The organism is Paenibacillus sp. FSL H8-0537, assembly GCF_038051995.1.
Classification (GTDB): Bacteria; Bacillota; Bacilli; order Paenibacillales; family Paenibacillaceae; genus Pristimantibacillus.
The window spans coordinates 6,572,270-6,586,093 of the sequence record NZ_CP150290.1 but is presented as its reverse complement, the minus strand read 5'-3'; the positions used below and the strand labels follow the sequence as shown (position 1 = coordinate 6,586,093).

Sequence of the window (13,824 nt, the reverse complement as noted above, 5' to 3'; positions counted from 1 at the left end):
TTTTTACTGGCAAGAAAAAGAAGCATAGAGCAGGGCCAGCCCTGAGCTATGCTTCTTTGCCCGCAATTCAGGCGGCTAATCCCTAAAGCAGGTTAGCAGCTTGGCTGCGGGGGTTCTGCGCCTTGCTTTCGGTGTTTTGTCAAAATAGCCGAGATGCAGCGTGCCGGCGATTCTCTCATCTGCTTTAACGCCAATAGCACGATGAAATCGGGGATCCCAGTTGTAGTCATGCGTCTTCCATACGACACCAATCTGCCGCTCCCATGCCAGCAATTGTACATTTTGAATGAGAGCGGAAGCAGCCATCAGCGCTTCCTCCCACTCTCTTTGCCGGGGATGGGCTTTGACGACGACAATTAGATGGGCTTGTATAAGAGAGCAGTATTGCGTCTCGATCCAAGTGCCCCATTTTTCAAGCATCTCCTTGGGTTGGGTTAACCTTACAGCATCCGCAAACTTGCTCCGGCCGTCTCCCGTAAATAGAATAAAACGCCAAGGCTCTTTGGAGGAATGAAACGGTGCCCACACCGCGTCCTCCAGCAATTGCTGAATCGCTGCTTCTGTCAGCGGCTCGCCGTTAAAATCGCGGATCGTTCTTCTGCCTGTAATCGTAGAGCGAACGCCGAGAGCCTCATGCTCCATCTTCATTTTCTCCATTGGTGAGGCTGTTTACAATAAACGGAAGCATCGCTTCTAGTGTCGTTGGATCATTAAATGCAGCAGACCCTTTTTCCATGTAGAAAACACGGTTCGCTTTAACGGCCGGCAGCCCTTTCCATATTTCCGTTTCATACGTCGGGCTTGTGTCACTGCTCTCGCTTGTATCTGGCGTAGTGAAGATGTAGTCTCCCGCGAAGTCGGCGACCCTCTCAAGCGAGATTTCCTTGGAGCCAAGCTTGACATCGAAGTCAGCAGGTACCTTGAGCCCAAACTCGTCGTACAAAATTTCGGTTCCGCGTCCAAAGCCTTCGCCGTAAATATATACGCCTTTATTGTGAGGGCTTAGCACCGATACGGTTTTATCGCCAACTGCCTGCAGCACTCTAGGCTTAGCCTCGGCGATTTTGGCTTCCCAGCCAGCAACCCACTGCTTGGCCGCATCCTCGCGGTTCGTCAGCTTGCCGAATTCGATTAATTGCTCTTTATAATTTTTCTCTCCATAGTTTACGGTAACAACCGGAGCAATCTTCTTAATCTCATCCAGGTTTTCCGTATTAGCCAGCGCTACGATAAGATCCGGATTCAAGGAGATAATTTTTTCGATCGAGAAAGCGCCCCATGCTCCGATATCTTCCATTCCGTCAATTTTGCCTTCGTATAGCGGGTTCTCCATCGTCATGCTCGGCGCCCCGACCGGATTAATGCCAAGTACCATAAAGTAGCCGACATAAGCGTGGGTGAGGACTACAATTCGTTGGGGATTGCGGGGAACCTCGACTTCGCCGTCTGCTCCCGTGTAATTCATAGTAGCCGCTTCCGATTGCACAACATTGCCTGCAGTATTGCCAGACGTCGCTACAGAATTGTTTGCCGCACCATTGCTGCCTGCTGCCCGATTTCCTGCTGTCGTTCCTGAGCAAGCGCTCAATAGCAGCGTGAGACATACCAGTAATGTCAACGCCGCTGAGTTTCTTTTGTTCCTAACCAATTGAAAATCCCCTCTGCTCTCGTATTGATAACCATTATCACTTCGAGCTTTAATATAACGTTTGAGCTTGGCTGGAACAATGGACGATCTTAGCATCAGGAATGGATTATGTTGTTTGATGTTATTGCGCTCCGCGGACTCATGCTCACGATACTTAAGCGGCGATAAACCGGACTGTTTTTTGAAAATTCTACTGAAATAATAGACATCGGAATAACCGATAGCCGCAGCAATGTCCTGCAAGCTCGCATCCGTGTGGATAAGCAGGTGGCGAGCTTTGCCCACTCTTAAACGAATCATATATTCAATAGGACTGCAGGAAGCGCGCTGCTTGAATATGCGTGAGAGATGGCTGGGGCTGCAATCCAGCATAGACGCCAGCTTGTCAAGTGTAAGGGGTTCCGCGTAATGCTCATGGATATACCGCAAAGCCTGTTCGGCTGGATCGGCCGGAATGATTTTTACCGTCTGCTCGCGAAGCTGCCGTGTAAGCTCATATATGAGCTGATAGAATAAGGTTTTGGCATGAAGCTTCTCCACATTCCCCAGCGAGTTCCAAGCATGCAAGAGAAGCTCAAGCTTGTCGAACAGTGACAATGGATAGGAGGGAATACAGCCGTATTGTACCTGAAAAGGGTAGGCTGGCGAATGGATAGGGTGTTTGTGCGGGTCGCTGGGCAAAGGAACATTGGCTTTATACAGAACAAGATAGTAGTCAAACTGCTCTGCTGCGAGGCGAATATCCAGCAGCATCCCTTTGCCGCCATGCAGCGCGAACATGCCGTTCACCTCATATTCCGTATAATCAAGTGCGATGTGCGCCGAACCGCGCACGGCAAAGAGGAAGCCGTTTGCTGGAAGCTGATAGACTGGCGGCGTATCGCTTCCCCGCAACGACACGAACCTGACATCCATCAGCTTCACCGACGCCTGTGTCCATAAATGAGCATGCTCATTCCATTCCATCTTGCACCCCCATTCATCGTCTGTTCCACATGTTTCTTTCATTTTACTGATAATCATTATCATAATCAATAAGCATCGTTTTATAGAAGCGGATTTTAGACGGCAAAAGCTTATTTAAAACGAGCAGGCAGGGGGCTTTTGGGGAGCTTCTTCCGGATGTTGGGTTGACAAATTTAGGGGATGCTTTATATGATATTGTAAATTCGCGACAACATCCATGCATCGGCCTCGGCTGAGCCAAGCTGTCGCTGGAGTTTTTATTGTGTTGTGTTTTTAGTTTTTTTCAGCCAAACATAGACAGGAGCGAAATGAATGAAGAAACTGGAGATAAAAGGAATAGGGACGATAAGTGCTTTGAAAGCGGTCACTTATATTACCATTATCCCTGCTGCACTTTTATTTTTAATAGGATTAGCGATGCTGCTGATCGGAATAGCGGTAGGCGAGCCTGGCTTATGGGGCATTGGGTTAGCCTATACTATTATGCCGGTCTTTATCGTTGGAATGTACGGCGTTATCAGCATGGTTATTGCACTTCTGTATGGTGTGCTTGCCAAGAAGTTTGGTGGACTGGAGCTTATTGTGGAAGAAAAGAATGAGCTTGTATTCAATGGACCTTCAGGGAACGGTTACCAGCAAGGGGCTCCTGCTCCTATCAATCCTCCAGGCAGCCCTTATGATGCAGCGAACCAAATTCAGCTGACCAAACCGTCACCGCCGCCGTTGCCCAACCAGTTCCGAAATTCAGATCAGGATCAGAATAATAATAAATAATAACAGCGGCAGCCTATAGTTTTAAGGTGATGCGTAGTTGTCGCAGTGGATAAAATCCTTCTTCATTTCGAGAAGGATTTTATTTTGCCTACCGTGTTTTTGAGCTATGCTTCCTAATTCAGCCAGTAGATGAAAGAGGGGTTTTTATAATGGATCGAGCAGTAGTGAGAGAGGCGCAGCGAGTCGCTGTTGAGGCAGCAAGGGAAGCGGGGGAATTGCTAAAGAAGCTTTTTGACAAGCTGGATACCCATACCTATAAGCAAAAGGACGAGTATGGGGACTTGGTGACGGAAGCCGACCATAGGGCGGAAGAGATTATTTTGGGCAAAATTAAGCAGAGCTTCCCTGAGCATCACATCATATCGGAGGAAGCAGGAGACAACCGCCTTTCAAGCGATTGGCTATGGCTCGTTGATCCGCTGGACGGGACGAACAATTTTGCTGTCGGAATGCCCTTATTTGCCGTTTCCATTACGCTCATGTATCAGCGGGAGGCTGTGATGGCAGTCATTTATGAGCCGATGACGGATCGCTTGTATGAGGCGGTGGCAAACGGCGGTTTTCGCTGCAATGGCAGAATCATTAGATTAGGTGAGCCGCGTGCCTTCAATAGAGCGACAGTTGGCTGGATTCAAGGGCATAAAGTGCAGCAAGAGCCGCGGGCGGTTAGGCTGCGCCAGCATCTTGATGCGAGCACCAAGCGAATGATGCGGCTGTGGGCGCCTACCCTGCAATGGACGATGCTGGCAAAGGGCGATTTGGAGGCGATTATTTTGTACAACTCGGAGGGCGAGGACCTTTATTCGGGAATGCTCATGGTGCGCGAGGCGGGCGGCAGCATTACCGACTTTGAGGGCAGGCCTTTCACGGGCATGAGCAGCGAGCCCTATTTGATTGCGTGCCATCCGCAGCAGTTGCCTTTTTTTCGCGGTCTTGTGCATAATGGCCTTGTTTGGCACAGTGACTGAATCAGAAATACTTTTTCAATTGGTTGTATGCTTTATCGTGGCTGCCTCGCTCGAAATCGTTATTGTCGGCCCAATAGCTAAGAAGATAGCTTTCGCTCTCCCGTATGACAAATCTAAAAAGATATTTGCCGTTGTGTCACTATCTTTTTTCATGGTGATTGGAATGGTCCTCTGTATGTCGCTATATGGCTTGGGGACGGCTTACTTTTTCAACAGCCTCAATGGGAGCTCCTTACTTGAGAGTTACTTTTCCTTAGTGATTAAAAATTTTGTGTTTGCTCTGCCCTTGCAGCTCCTGATTGTAGGACCGCTTGTGCGGTATTTATTTACTAAATTCGTAAAAGGTAAAATTTCTTCGGTAGCTTTAAGCTGAATTAAAGGCTACAGCTTAGCCTTATTTCATTTAAACCAGCCCTTCTCCTTAAAACGGGTAATCGCCTCGATCCGGTTGCTCACGCCCAGCTTATCCAAAATGACGGAAATATAGTTGCGCACGGTGCCATTGGTCAAATAAAGCTGGTCGGCGATCTCCTTCGTATTTTTGCCGTCGGCGATGAGGCCGAGAACTTCCTTCTCCCGTTCGGTGAGCGGGTTTTCCTGCCCGTAGGCGTCGTCCACCAGCTCTGGCGCATAAATGCGGCGGCCGGTCATGACGCTGCGTATGGAGCTGGCCAGCTCCTCGCTTGGGCTGTCTTTGAGCAAATAGCCGCACACGCCGGCCTTGAGCGCACGGTCGAAATAGCCGCTTCTGGCGAAGGTGGTCAAAATGATAACCTTGCAGCCCAGCTGGCGAATTTCTTCCGCTGCCTCCAATCCGTTCTTGACCGGCATCTCAATGTCCATAATGCAAATGTCCGGCTTGTGTTGCTGGACGAGCGTGATCGCTTCTTCGCCGTTTCCAGCTTTGCCGACCACGGTCATATCGTCCTCCAGCTCAAGCAGGGAAGCGAGTGCTCCCAGCAGCATCCGCTGGTCTTCGGCGATTACAATTCTTATCATAGAGAGGACTCCTTTTCCGGCTTCTGGACGACATTTGGCGCTTTAATGACGAGCATCGTGCCATCGCTGCAAATAATGTCCAGACTGCCATTAATAAACTCCAGTCTTTCCTTCATGCCCCTAAGGCCATTTCCCCGGTAATAGCTGCGCGACTCTTTGCCGCCCGTAGCAATGCCCGTGCCATTGTCTTGAACGCGGACAATGAGCTCTGTACGGGTTGCTTCAATCTCGACCAGACATTTGGTAGCGGAGCTGTGCTTGACAATATTCGTTACCGCTTCCTTGAGACACATGCTGACGACATTTTCGGCAAGCAGTGAAGTGTCGGTATGCGACGGGTCGCCTTCAATTATAAGCTGGATATCAGCAGCCTTCAAAATTTGTTTTACCCGAAAAAGCTCATCCTCAAGCCGTGTTCCACGCATTTCCGTAACAAGCTCCCGTACTTCCTTGAGCGCCGTGCGCGCCGTTTGGCGCACATCATCGATTTCCTCCTGCGCCTTGGCGGGATTTTTCTGCATCAGCTTGCCCGCCAGATCGCTTTTCAGACCTATGAGCGACAGCTTCTGCCCGATCGTATCATGCAGGTCGCGGGCGATCCGCTGCCGCTCCTCCAGCTTGACGAGCTCGGAAATCCGCTTGTTGGCATGCTCAAGCTCGCCTTCCAGCTTGTCCCGCTTATTGCGGTTGTACGTATTGACCGGAAGCAAAATGACGCCGATCAAGCTAATGAGTACGAAGGGGAATTGCGCGAGAAAGACCGGATTTTGCACAGCCAGCCCATAGTTGATGCTCAGGAAGGTCGTGACGATATGAATAGAATACAGCGTAAAGAAGCCGATGCGGTTCTGGATATTGCCGATAAAATAAGCGAGAAAGATGGAAAAATACACATAGCCGAACATGAGCGTCATCGCGATGGAAATAATAATTTGGATGCTGGTCCAGAAATAAACCTGCCAGCCCTTGGACATAAAGGAAAGCATATAGCAGATGAAAAATAAAACGATCATCACAATACCGGAAGTCGCTTGGTAGGGCGATGAGTTGCGGAAAATAAAGTAGAAGGGCAGGATGTAGAAAACGACCCATACATAGGGGCTGATTCCCGTATTTTTATGAAAAATATGATGCCATTTTTGCATATGCGTCCCGCCTTTTCAAATCGCTGTTGCAGCATAAGGAGCTGCTTTGAAGCTATTTTAACATAAAAGAGGCTCGCGCATTTGGTTCCGCGCAGCCTCTTTCGTGTGTATATCTTTGTACCTGCTAACCAACGCGTCTTGTATCCAGCTTGGTGCTTGCCGCACGCGGCTTGCGCAGACGATGCTTCATGCCTTTAAAGCTGACGAACATGTTGTTCTCTTCATCCCACAAGCGGAAACGCAGTGCCGTCAAGCTTGTTTTAAGAGTAATCGTCGTTGCCTGCTGAAGCGGAACGGACGAGTTGTGCGCATCCTCTAAATAGTAGTTAGGCACTTTCGGGCTCAGGTGATGCACATGATGGAAGCCGATGTTGCCGGTAATCCATTGTAATGGACGGGGAAGCTTGTAATAAGAGCTGCCTTCAACGGCTGCTTTCACATAGCTCCACTCATCTTCATTTTCAAAATACGTATCTTCGAACTGATGCTGGACGTAGAACAGCCAAATGCCGAACAGTCCGGATAAAAACATAACGGGCAGCTGTACCATGACGAATGCCTGCCAGCCCAGAAGCCAGCTAAGACCTGCATATAAAGCAACAATCGAAACATTGATCAAATACGTGTTGAAGCGTTCCTGGCGTCTAGCGCCTTTACGGTTGAAACGGTATTGAATAAGAAACACAGCAATCGGGCCAAGGCCAAACATGACGACCGGATGGCGGTAAATACGATAGAAAAGGCGGCGCAAAGGCGTTGCTGCAATATATTCATCTACGGTCATAATCCAAATGTCACCGATACCACGCTTGTCGAGATTGCTGCTCGTTGCATGATGGATGGAGTGGCTGTATTTCCACTGTTGGAAAGGGACGAGGGTAATAATCCCTGTTATCGTGCCGACGATAGCATTTGCCCGTTTGCTCTTGAAGAATGAACCGTGGCAGCAATCATGGCAAATAATAAAGGTCCGAATGACAAAGCCTGCAGTAATTAAGGAAAAAACAATCGTGAGCAAATAAGAGATTGGCATGACGGCATACGCCGCGTACCAGAAAAACCCGAGTGGGAGTAACGTATTGATTAATTGTCGTATGCTGGTTTTCATATTCACTTTTTCGTAAGGGGCAAGACTCTTTTTCAAGCTCGCTTGCTTGGCTTTCTGATCCATAATGAAGCTCCTCCTTCAATAACAAGTCGTACATCCTCTGTTAAAGATGCCCGTAACCTGCTAGCTATATTTATATTGTAAAGAAAAATGTCATGCGCCATAAGTCATAAACGTCAGTAAAGACATATGACATATGTCATATGGGAACGCTTCTAGATGCCCATAAATGCATGTTTTTAACAATATTTTTGCAGGGACTGGAATATATAGAGGGCAGCTGGATGGGGTGAGGCGAATAGGCTATGGCTATGCCGATAGCGTTTGTATAAGAAAATTGTAGCGTATGTGCATTGAAGGCAGGGCGGGGGATAGGCTAAACTTGATCTCGTCATTTGATAATGATAATCACTGATTTAAAGGGGAGTCGAGCAGGGATGATGCAATGGGGGAAAAAGAGGTTCAAGGGTAAAATGACGGTGCTCACGCTGCTGGCGTTAGCCGTTATCATAGCGCTCGCGGGTTGCGGTTCGCAAGGCGAGACAGCTGTTAATACGGAGGCTAGCGATGCAGCGGCCACTGTAAGCCCATCTCCTGCTAGAGCGGATGAGCCGGCAGCTGCGGAGCAGGTAGCGGAAACGCGAGTGCTCCAGGACGAATTTGGAGAGGTAACGATTCCGGCACATCCGAAGCGCGTAGCGGCACTTTATTTGGAGGACTATTTGACGGCGCTTGGTGTAACGCCAGTTGTCCAGTGGTATCACCCGAATTGGGGGACGCAGGAATATTTGAAGCTGGATTTGCCAACGTTTGATATTTCGGGCAATATTGAAGCGCTGCTTGAAATGGAACCGGACTTAATTATAGTGGACGGCGGGGCAGACAAAGCCAAATACGATTTATATTCTAAAATAGCACCTACCTACCGTTTGCCGGAAAATATTTTGCTGGATTCTCAAGCGATTTTGACGACCATTGCGGATGTCCTGAATATGAAGGAACAGGGAGATCGCGTGATTAGTGCTTACGAGCAGAAAATAGCCGATGCCAAGGAGAAGCTCAATACAGCGCTTGGCGATGAATCCGTAGCGGTCATTCGTTTGAATGTGGAAGATAGCACCTTCGCATTGTTCGGAGTGAACAACCGTTTTATTGGCTCCATATATCCCAATCTGGGTCTTACGCCCAATACATGGTCGAAGGATATGGAGGAATTTCAAAAGATTTTAACAGAAGAAAGCTTACCGGATCTAGATGCCGACCACATTATTCTTTTATTGTCCAATGGAACTTGGGATTCACCTGAAAATCAGGAAGCGCTGAAGCTGCTGGATAGCAAAATTTGGCAGGCTATCCCCGCAGTGAAGGCAGGACATGTACACCGGGTGGAGAGATCCTATTGGCAGTCCGGCGGCATAACAGCAAATGCCATGAAAATCGATGATATTTTGAAAATGTTCGTCAAATAAATAACGCTTGAGTAGCTGCGCTATTCAAGAAATGAAGAGGAAGGCCCATCTGTGCATTGATGGGCTTTCCTTTTTCATTTATACTAGTTGTGAAAATCATTCTCATTTACTTTGGCATGTACGGGCATAACACGTGCTGTTTGCCAAGACATCCTAAGGGGGATATGAATTGATCGACGAGGGAAATAAGCCGCAGCTGCGCCATGCGATATTCTATAGGCTGACTGCTATACAATATTGGAACGTAGAAAATGGACAGGAGCAGGTGCTGCCCACCGCTGATGACCATATCATCATGATAGTGACGGGTGGAGCTGGAACGCTTTACGTAAATGGAGAGGGAGAGCGGCATGCTCTGGGCCGTGGAGCCTGTTTTATTTTTGGCCCGGGTACGAGGATGGAGTTTGCAGCTGGTGGATTTGAGCGCGGAGAGGAGGAACTGTCGTTCTACTACCTTGCCTTTGATGGAATTGGAGCGGAGCCGACGTCTGTCCCTTTTCCTTGTCTGGGCGAGGTTTCCTGCAAGCCCTTCTCCTATTGTATGAGTGAGCTTCAGGCGCTCCATGATAAGCGGGAAGTGGAGGATGAGCTGGAGGCTTTCCGTCATGATATCAGATTTCAGCAGCTTCTATTATTCATCATGCAGCAAAACCTGCCTCTGCGCACAGAAAGCGGCGAAAGGCGAGCGATGGAACAGTCGATTGCCCATATTCGGCAAAACTTCCGGGAAGAGCTGACGGTAGACAAGCTTGCCGACCATGCAGGCATGATGCGCTGGCGCTATTCCCGTCTATTCAAGGAGCTGACGGGCGAAATTCCGCTGCATTATTTGAACGAGGTACGTGTAGAGCAGGCGAAAAAGCTGCTGGCAAGCACGGATGATCGGCTGTTTCGCATCGCGCAAAGCGTCGGCTATAGCAATGAATATTATTTTAGCCGCCGCTTCAAGCAGTCCGTTGGCCTTACACCGGGCCAATATCGCCGCCATCAGCGGGAAAATATTCGGGTCTTTGCACCTTTTATCGAGGATTATTTGCTGGCGCTTGGCATCAGGCCTATTATGCAATTCAGCCACGATCATTGGGGGCGGCAGGAATATCTTGGTCTTGATGATGTGCCAGAATTTAATGTGGACACCGATAACGAAGCGACCCTATCTGGCTTCGCGCCGGAATTTATTTTGATGGATGCGGGCATTGAACGGTGGGGCATGGACAAGCTTGCCAGCCTTGCACCGAGTATCCAGCTTTCCTATAAAGGCGAGGAATGGCGTTCAACGCTGCATAACATTGCGGATTTGCTCGGGAAGGCTGAGGAAGTAAGCCCTGTTATTGCTGATTATGAAAATAAAGCGGCTGCCGCCAAGGCAAAGCTGCTGCGGGCGGTGAAGCGGCAAACGGTCGCCTGTTTGCGTTTGTCGGCCGATAGAGTGCAGTTGTATGGCGGTCCTGACCATGGCTACACCGGCCCGGTGCTTTACCGCGATTTAGGGCTGAGCCCTCATTCACTCGTAGAAAAGCTGGCTAAAGGTTTGCGGTTCGTTGAGCTGTCAATGGAGGAGCTGGCGCTGCTTGACGCCGAACATCTGTTTATTACCATTGATACGATTGCGGGCAGGCAAATCGAGCTGCTGCAATCGCCGCTCTGGCGGTCGCTGCCCGCCGTGCGAAATGGCAGCGTATATGAAGTCGATTTTTTGTCGTGGATGAATTATGGCGTGCTTTCCCATCATAGAAAAATTGATGATGTGCTGCGCGCATTGTGTTAAGCCAACGATGGCTTGCGATTGAAGCGGCAAGGTAGGCAGACAATTTCCAGCTGCGGTGGTAAAATGTTGATAATATGACGCTAAGGAGAGCGGTTTATGGCAGAGGAAACGTATCGTATTCGCGATGCGGTGCAGGAGGATTTGTCCGGCATTGTAGCTATATATAATTCAACGGTTGCATCTCGCCAGGTTACAGCGGATTTGGAGCCGTCAACGGTGGAAGCAAAGCAGGCTTGGTTTGACGAGCATGCGCCGGATACTAGGCCGCTCTGGGTAGTGGAAGAGGATGGAGAGCTGCTGGCTTGGTTCAGCTTTCAGTCATTTTATGGACGTCCGGCTTATCAGGCAACAGCCGAAATCAGTATCTACATTGCCGAGCAGCACCGTGCACGCGGTTTGGGAAGCATGCTGCTGAAGCATGCGCTGGAGGCATGTCCATCCTTGCATATTCGAACGCTGCTCGGCTTTATTTTTGCCCACAATGCTCCTAGCCTGAGCCTGCTTGGCAAGTTCGGGTTCGAGCAATGGGCTTATATGCCCAAAGTGGCGGAGCTGGATGGGGTGGAGCGCGATTTGGTCATTATGGGACTGCGCGTTGGATAAAGGACGAAAGGAGAGAATAGATGCAGCAGGGAAATTGGAAATATTGGTTTCGAGTGTGGATTCATCCTCGTCAGACGATTAGGCATTTTCTCAAGCATCCGGGGCCATTTTGGCCGCTTGTTGTAATTGCTTTATTCAGCGGCATCTTTCAATTTTTGGATACCGGCGCGGATAATGAGTGGGGTAATCATATTTATTTGGGCTTGCTATTGCTGCTGGCGGTTTTAGTTGGCGCACCGCTTGGAATCGGGGGATTATTTTTATCCGGCGTTTTGTATAAATGGGTGGGCTCATGGTTCGGCGGCACTGCCACCAGGCATCAGATGTACATTGCATTTGCCCGTGGCGTTTTGGCGCCTTCCGTATTAATCGGACTGCTTTGGATTCCGCAGTTTGTGCTATTAGGAAGAAGAAGCTTTACCGATACGCTTGTATATTCGGGTGGACTGGCCTCGGGGCTTGACCTTCCAGGCGGCGTGCTGATGGCTCTCAGCCTACTGTTCGCGATTATTAAAATTGGTTTGAGCATTTGGGTGTTCATTATTATGCTGCATGCGGTCGGCGAGGCCCATCAGTTTTCAGCTTGGCGTTCACTTGGCGTTTCATTAATCATTATGTTCGCCGTATTCGCGCTTGTAATGATTCTTGTATTGCCTTTTTTAGTCATTGGCATTATCGCAAATTAGTGGATGCATTCGGCATCAAAATGTTTTATGCTGAATGAGGATGAATAAGACGGACAAACGGCAGGGGCCGTTAATCGAATGAAGGGAGCTTGACTCATGAGTAAGTTCTGGAGCCCACTGGCGGCATCGTTAGTGCCTTATGTGCCGGGCGAGCAGCCAAAGGACAAGCAATACATTAAGCTCAACACAAATGAAAACCCGTATCCGCCTTCACCGAAGGTGATTGAGGCGATCCAAGCGGCGGCAAATGAGGATTTGCGCTTATACCCTGATCCTACGAGCGGAGCGCTTGTGCAGTCGCTGGCTTCTTATTTTAAGGTTTCCCCAAGCCAGGTTTTTGTGGGCAATGGCTCCGATGAGGTGCTGGCGTTCGCTTTCGCGGCGTTCTTCGATCCTGCAAAGCCGGTGCTGTTTGCCGATATTACATACAGCTTCTACAAAGTGTATGCCGAGTTTTACGGGCTCCAGGCGGATTTAATTCCACTGGATGAGCAGTTCCGTATACCTCTGGAGCTATTTAATACGCGTGAAAATGGCGGCATTGTTATTCCCAATCCGAATGCTCCGACAGCGATGCTTGTTCCGGTTGACGAGTTCCGCTTGATCCTTGAGCATAACCGCAATCAAGTGGTCATCATTGACGAGGCCTATATTGATTTCGGCGGCGAAACGGCCGTTAAGCTAGTTGCCGATTATCCGAATGTGCTCGTTATTCAGACGCTTTCAAAGTCGCGTTCGCTGGCGGGCTTGCGGGTAGGCTGGGCGATTGGCAGCGAGGAGCTTATCGATGGTCTTAACCGTGTGAAAAATTCGTTCAACTCCTATACGATCGATCGTTTAGCACTTGCGGGTGCTGTTGCGGCTATAGAAGATGAGGAGTATTTCCAAGATATTACATTTAAGGTGAATCAGACTAGAGAACAGACGGCTGTGCGTCTGCGGGAACTCGGCTTTGTCGTGACCGATTCCACAGCCAATTTCCTGTTCATTTCCCACCCTGACCAAGCGGCAGAAACGATTTTTGGCAAGCTGCGCGAGCAGGGCGTACTCGTTCGATATTTCAAGCAGCCTCGCATTGACCAGTATTTGCGGGTAAGTATTGGTACGGATGAGGAAATGGACGTCTTTCTTAACGTAATCGCTGACATTGTAAAGCCGTAATGAGCGAGGAAAATCGTTCGCCGTTCGGTTTTGCTATGCGGAGGGTTACGCTGCTTAGCTTAATTTTCTCGTTAATCGGCAATACTTTGTATTATGCGACGGCTTACAGCGTGACGATTTTGAATGGTGTATTCACTTTGCTGGTCCTGCTTGGCGTGCTTTATACGATAGCCATCGTTCGAAGCTTTAGCGGACGCTATTGGTATTTCCCGCTATTTATTCCGGTGCTTTGGGTACCTATTACGGTCATTTTATCGTATGGGCTTGGGCTGTTGCTCCCTTTATCTGATGAAGTGACATCCAGAGGTTTGCTCGTTGTTTATATTCACGGGCTGAATTTATGCACGGTAGCGGCATCGGCTTTTGTGGGAATGTTTGTTAAAGGCTTGCTTTATATTTTGGGTCGAATGAACAAGGAATAAAAGGCATATAAGCCTATTTCCTTTTTATTAAATTTTCGTGCTATAATGGTGACAAGTGACTGGTTCGGATCTTTTTAGTTTGATGTATATTAATCGTCGTCAGTCTT

General features: G+C 48.9%; 13 protein-coding genes. 8 read left to right on the top strand and 5 right to left on the bottom strand.

Going from position 1 to position 13,824, the window contains the following annotated elements:
* Positions 1–75: 75 nt before the first annotated feature.
* Together MHB80_RS27915 and MHB80_RS27910 are read right to left on the bottom strand one after the other, a co-directional pair.
* A complete protein-coding gene (locus tag MHB80_RS27915) occupies positions 76–642 on the bottom strand; it encodes a nitroreductase (protein ID WP_341279973.1) in 567 nt (188 codons plus the stop codon).
* Entirely contained in the window at positions 632–2,614 is a 1,983-nt protein-coding gene (locus MHB80_RS27910) for an AraC family transcriptional regulator (protein WP_341279972.1), read from the bottom strand. Before MHB80_RS27910 ends, MHB80_RS27915 begins: the two co-directional genes overlap by 11 nt.
* A 312-nt stretch (positions 2,615–2,926) precedes the next feature.
* Between MHB80_RS27910 and MHB80_RS27905 the strand changes: the two genes are divergently transcribed.
* The gene (locus MHB80_RS27905; RefSeq protein WP_341279971.1) at positions 2,927–3,388 is read left to right on the top strand and encodes a hypothetical protein; all 462 of its coding nucleotides are present in this window, start codon (positions 2,927–2,929) and stop codon (positions 3,386–3,388) included.
* A 149-nt stretch (positions 3,389–3,537) separates the two neighbouring features.
* Positions 3,538–4,356 carry an inositol monophosphatase gene (locus MHB80_RS27900; RefSeq protein WP_341279970.1) on the top strand — a complete coding sequence of 273 codons (819 nt, stop codon included), beginning with the start codon at positions 3,538–3,540 and terminating at the stop codon, positions 4,354–4,356.
* A gap of 399 nt (positions 4,357–4,755) precedes the next feature.
* On the opposite strand, the gene MHB80_RS27895 is transcribed toward MHB80_RS27900, so the two are convergent.
* The 3 genes from MHB80_RS27895 to MHB80_RS27885 form a co-directional block, all read right to left on the bottom strand.
* Positions 4,756–5,355 carry a response regulator transcription factor gene (locus MHB80_RS27895; protein ID WP_341279969.1) on the bottom strand — a complete coding sequence of 200 codons (600 nt, stop codon included), beginning with the start codon at positions 5,353–5,355 and terminating at the stop codon, positions 4,756–4,758.
* Complete coding sequence (locus MHB80_RS27890) at positions 5,352–6,500, bottom strand: sensor histidine kinase (protein WP_341279968.1); 1,149 nt, start codon at positions 6,498–6,500, stop codon at positions 5,352–5,354. The genes MHB80_RS27895 and MHB80_RS27890 overlap by 4 nt, the downstream gene beginning before the upstream one ends.
* A gap of 124 nt (positions 6,501–6,624) precedes the next feature.
* On the bottom strand, positions 6,625–7,671 hold the full coding sequence (locus MHB80_RS27885) for a fatty acid desaturase (RefSeq protein ID WP_341279967.1): 1,047 nt from the start codon (positions 7,669–7,671) through the stop codon (positions 6,625–6,627).
* Between the two features lie 374 nt (positions 7,672–8,045).
* On the opposite strand from MHB80_RS27885, the gene MHB80_RS27880 reads away from it, so the two are divergent.
* The 6 genes from MHB80_RS27880 (at position 8,046) to MHB80_RS27855 (ending at position 13,717) form a co-directional block, all read left to right on the top strand.
* The gene (locus tag MHB80_RS27880; RefSeq protein WP_341279966.1) at positions 8,046–9,077 is read left to right on the top strand and encodes an ABC transporter substrate-binding protein; all 1,032 of its coding nucleotides are present in this window, start codon (positions 8,046–8,048) and stop codon (positions 9,075–9,077) included.
* A gap of 169 nt (positions 9,078–9,246) precedes the next feature.
* Complete coding sequence (locus MHB80_RS27875; protein ID WP_341279965.1) at positions 9,247–10,845, top strand: helix-turn-helix domain-containing protein; 1,599 nt, start codon at positions 9,247–9,249, stop codon at positions 10,843–10,845.
* A gap of 96 nt (positions 10,846–10,941) precedes the next feature.
* Positions 10,942–11,448, top strand: coding sequence for an N-acetyltransferase family protein (locus MHB80_RS27870; RefSeq protein WP_341279964.1), 507 nt, complete (start codon positions 10,942–10,944; stop codon positions 11,446–11,448).
* A gap of 20 nt (positions 11,449–11,468) precedes the next feature.
* On the top strand, positions 11,469–12,134 hold the full coding sequence (locus tag MHB80_RS27865) for a YIP1 family protein (RefSeq protein WP_341279963.1): 666 nt from the start codon (positions 11,469–11,471) through the stop codon (positions 12,132–12,134).
* Between the two features lie 96 nt (positions 12,135–12,230).
* Positions 12,231–13,295 (top strand): histidinol-phosphate transaminase, encoded by a 1,065-nt coding sequence (hisC, locus tag MHB80_RS27860; RefSeq protein WP_341279962.1) that lies wholly within the window; start codon positions 12,231–12,233, stop codon positions 13,293–13,295.
* Positions 13,295–13,717 (top strand): hypothetical protein, encoded by a 423-nt coding sequence (locus MHB80_RS27855; protein WP_341279961.1) that lies wholly within the window; start codon positions 13,295–13,297, stop codon positions 13,715–13,717. The genes hisC and MHB80_RS27855 overlap by 1 nt, the downstream gene beginning before the upstream one ends.
* The last annotated feature ends 107 nt before the right edge of the window (positions 13,718–13,824 follow it).

What these genes read in the sequence shown, in the direction of transcription:
- MHB80_RS27915 (WP_341279973.1), bottom strand. Translation starts at nt 642, where the DNA reads ATGGAGCATGAGGCTCTCGGCGTTCGCTCTACGATTACAGGCAGAAGA.
- MHB80_RS27910 (WP_341279972.1), bottom strand. Translation starts at nt 2,614, where the DNA reads ATGGAATGGAATGAGCATGCTCATTTATGGACACAGGCGTCGGTGAAG.
- MHB80_RS27905 (WP_341279971.1), top strand. Translation starts at nt 2,927, where the DNA reads ATGAAGAAACTGGAGATAAAAGGAATAGGGACGATAAGTGCTTTGAAA.
- MHB80_RS27900 (WP_341279970.1), top strand. Translation starts at nt 3,538, where the DNA reads ATGGATCGAGCAGTAGTGAGAGAGGCGCAGCGAGTCGCTGTTGAGGCA.
- MHB80_RS27895 (WP_341279969.1), bottom strand. Translation starts at nt 5,355, where the DNA reads ATGATAAGAATTGTAATCGCCGAAGACCAGCGGATGCTGCTGGGAGCA.
- MHB80_RS27890 (WP_341279968.1), bottom strand. Translation starts at nt 6,500, where the DNA reads ATGCAAAAATGGCATCATATTTTTCATAAAAATACGGGAATCAGCCCC.
- MHB80_RS27885 (WP_341279967.1), bottom strand. Translation starts at nt 7,671, where the DNA reads ATGGATCAGAAAGCCAAGCAAGCGAGCTTGAAAAAGAGTCTTGCCCCT.
- MHB80_RS27880 (WP_341279966.1), top strand. Translation starts at nt 8,046, where the DNA reads ATGATGCAATGGGGGAAAAAGAGGTTCAAGGGTAAAATGACGGTGCTC.
- MHB80_RS27870 (WP_341279964.1), top strand. Translation starts at nt 10,942, where the DNA reads ATGGCAGAGGAAACGTATCGTATTCGCGATGCGGTGCAGGAGGATTTG.
- MHB80_RS27865 (WP_341279963.1), top strand. Translation starts at nt 11,469, where the DNA reads ATGCAGCAGGGAAATTGGAAATATTGGTTTCGAGTGTGGATTCATCCT.
- hisC (WP_341279962.1), top strand. Translation starts at nt 12,231, where the DNA reads ATGAGTAAGTTCTGGAGCCCACTGGCGGCATCGTTAGTGCCTTATGTG.
- MHB80_RS27855 (WP_341279961.1), top strand. Translation starts at nt 13,295, where the DNA reads ATGAGCGAGGAAAATCGTTCGCCGTTCGGTTTTGCTATGCGGAGGGTT.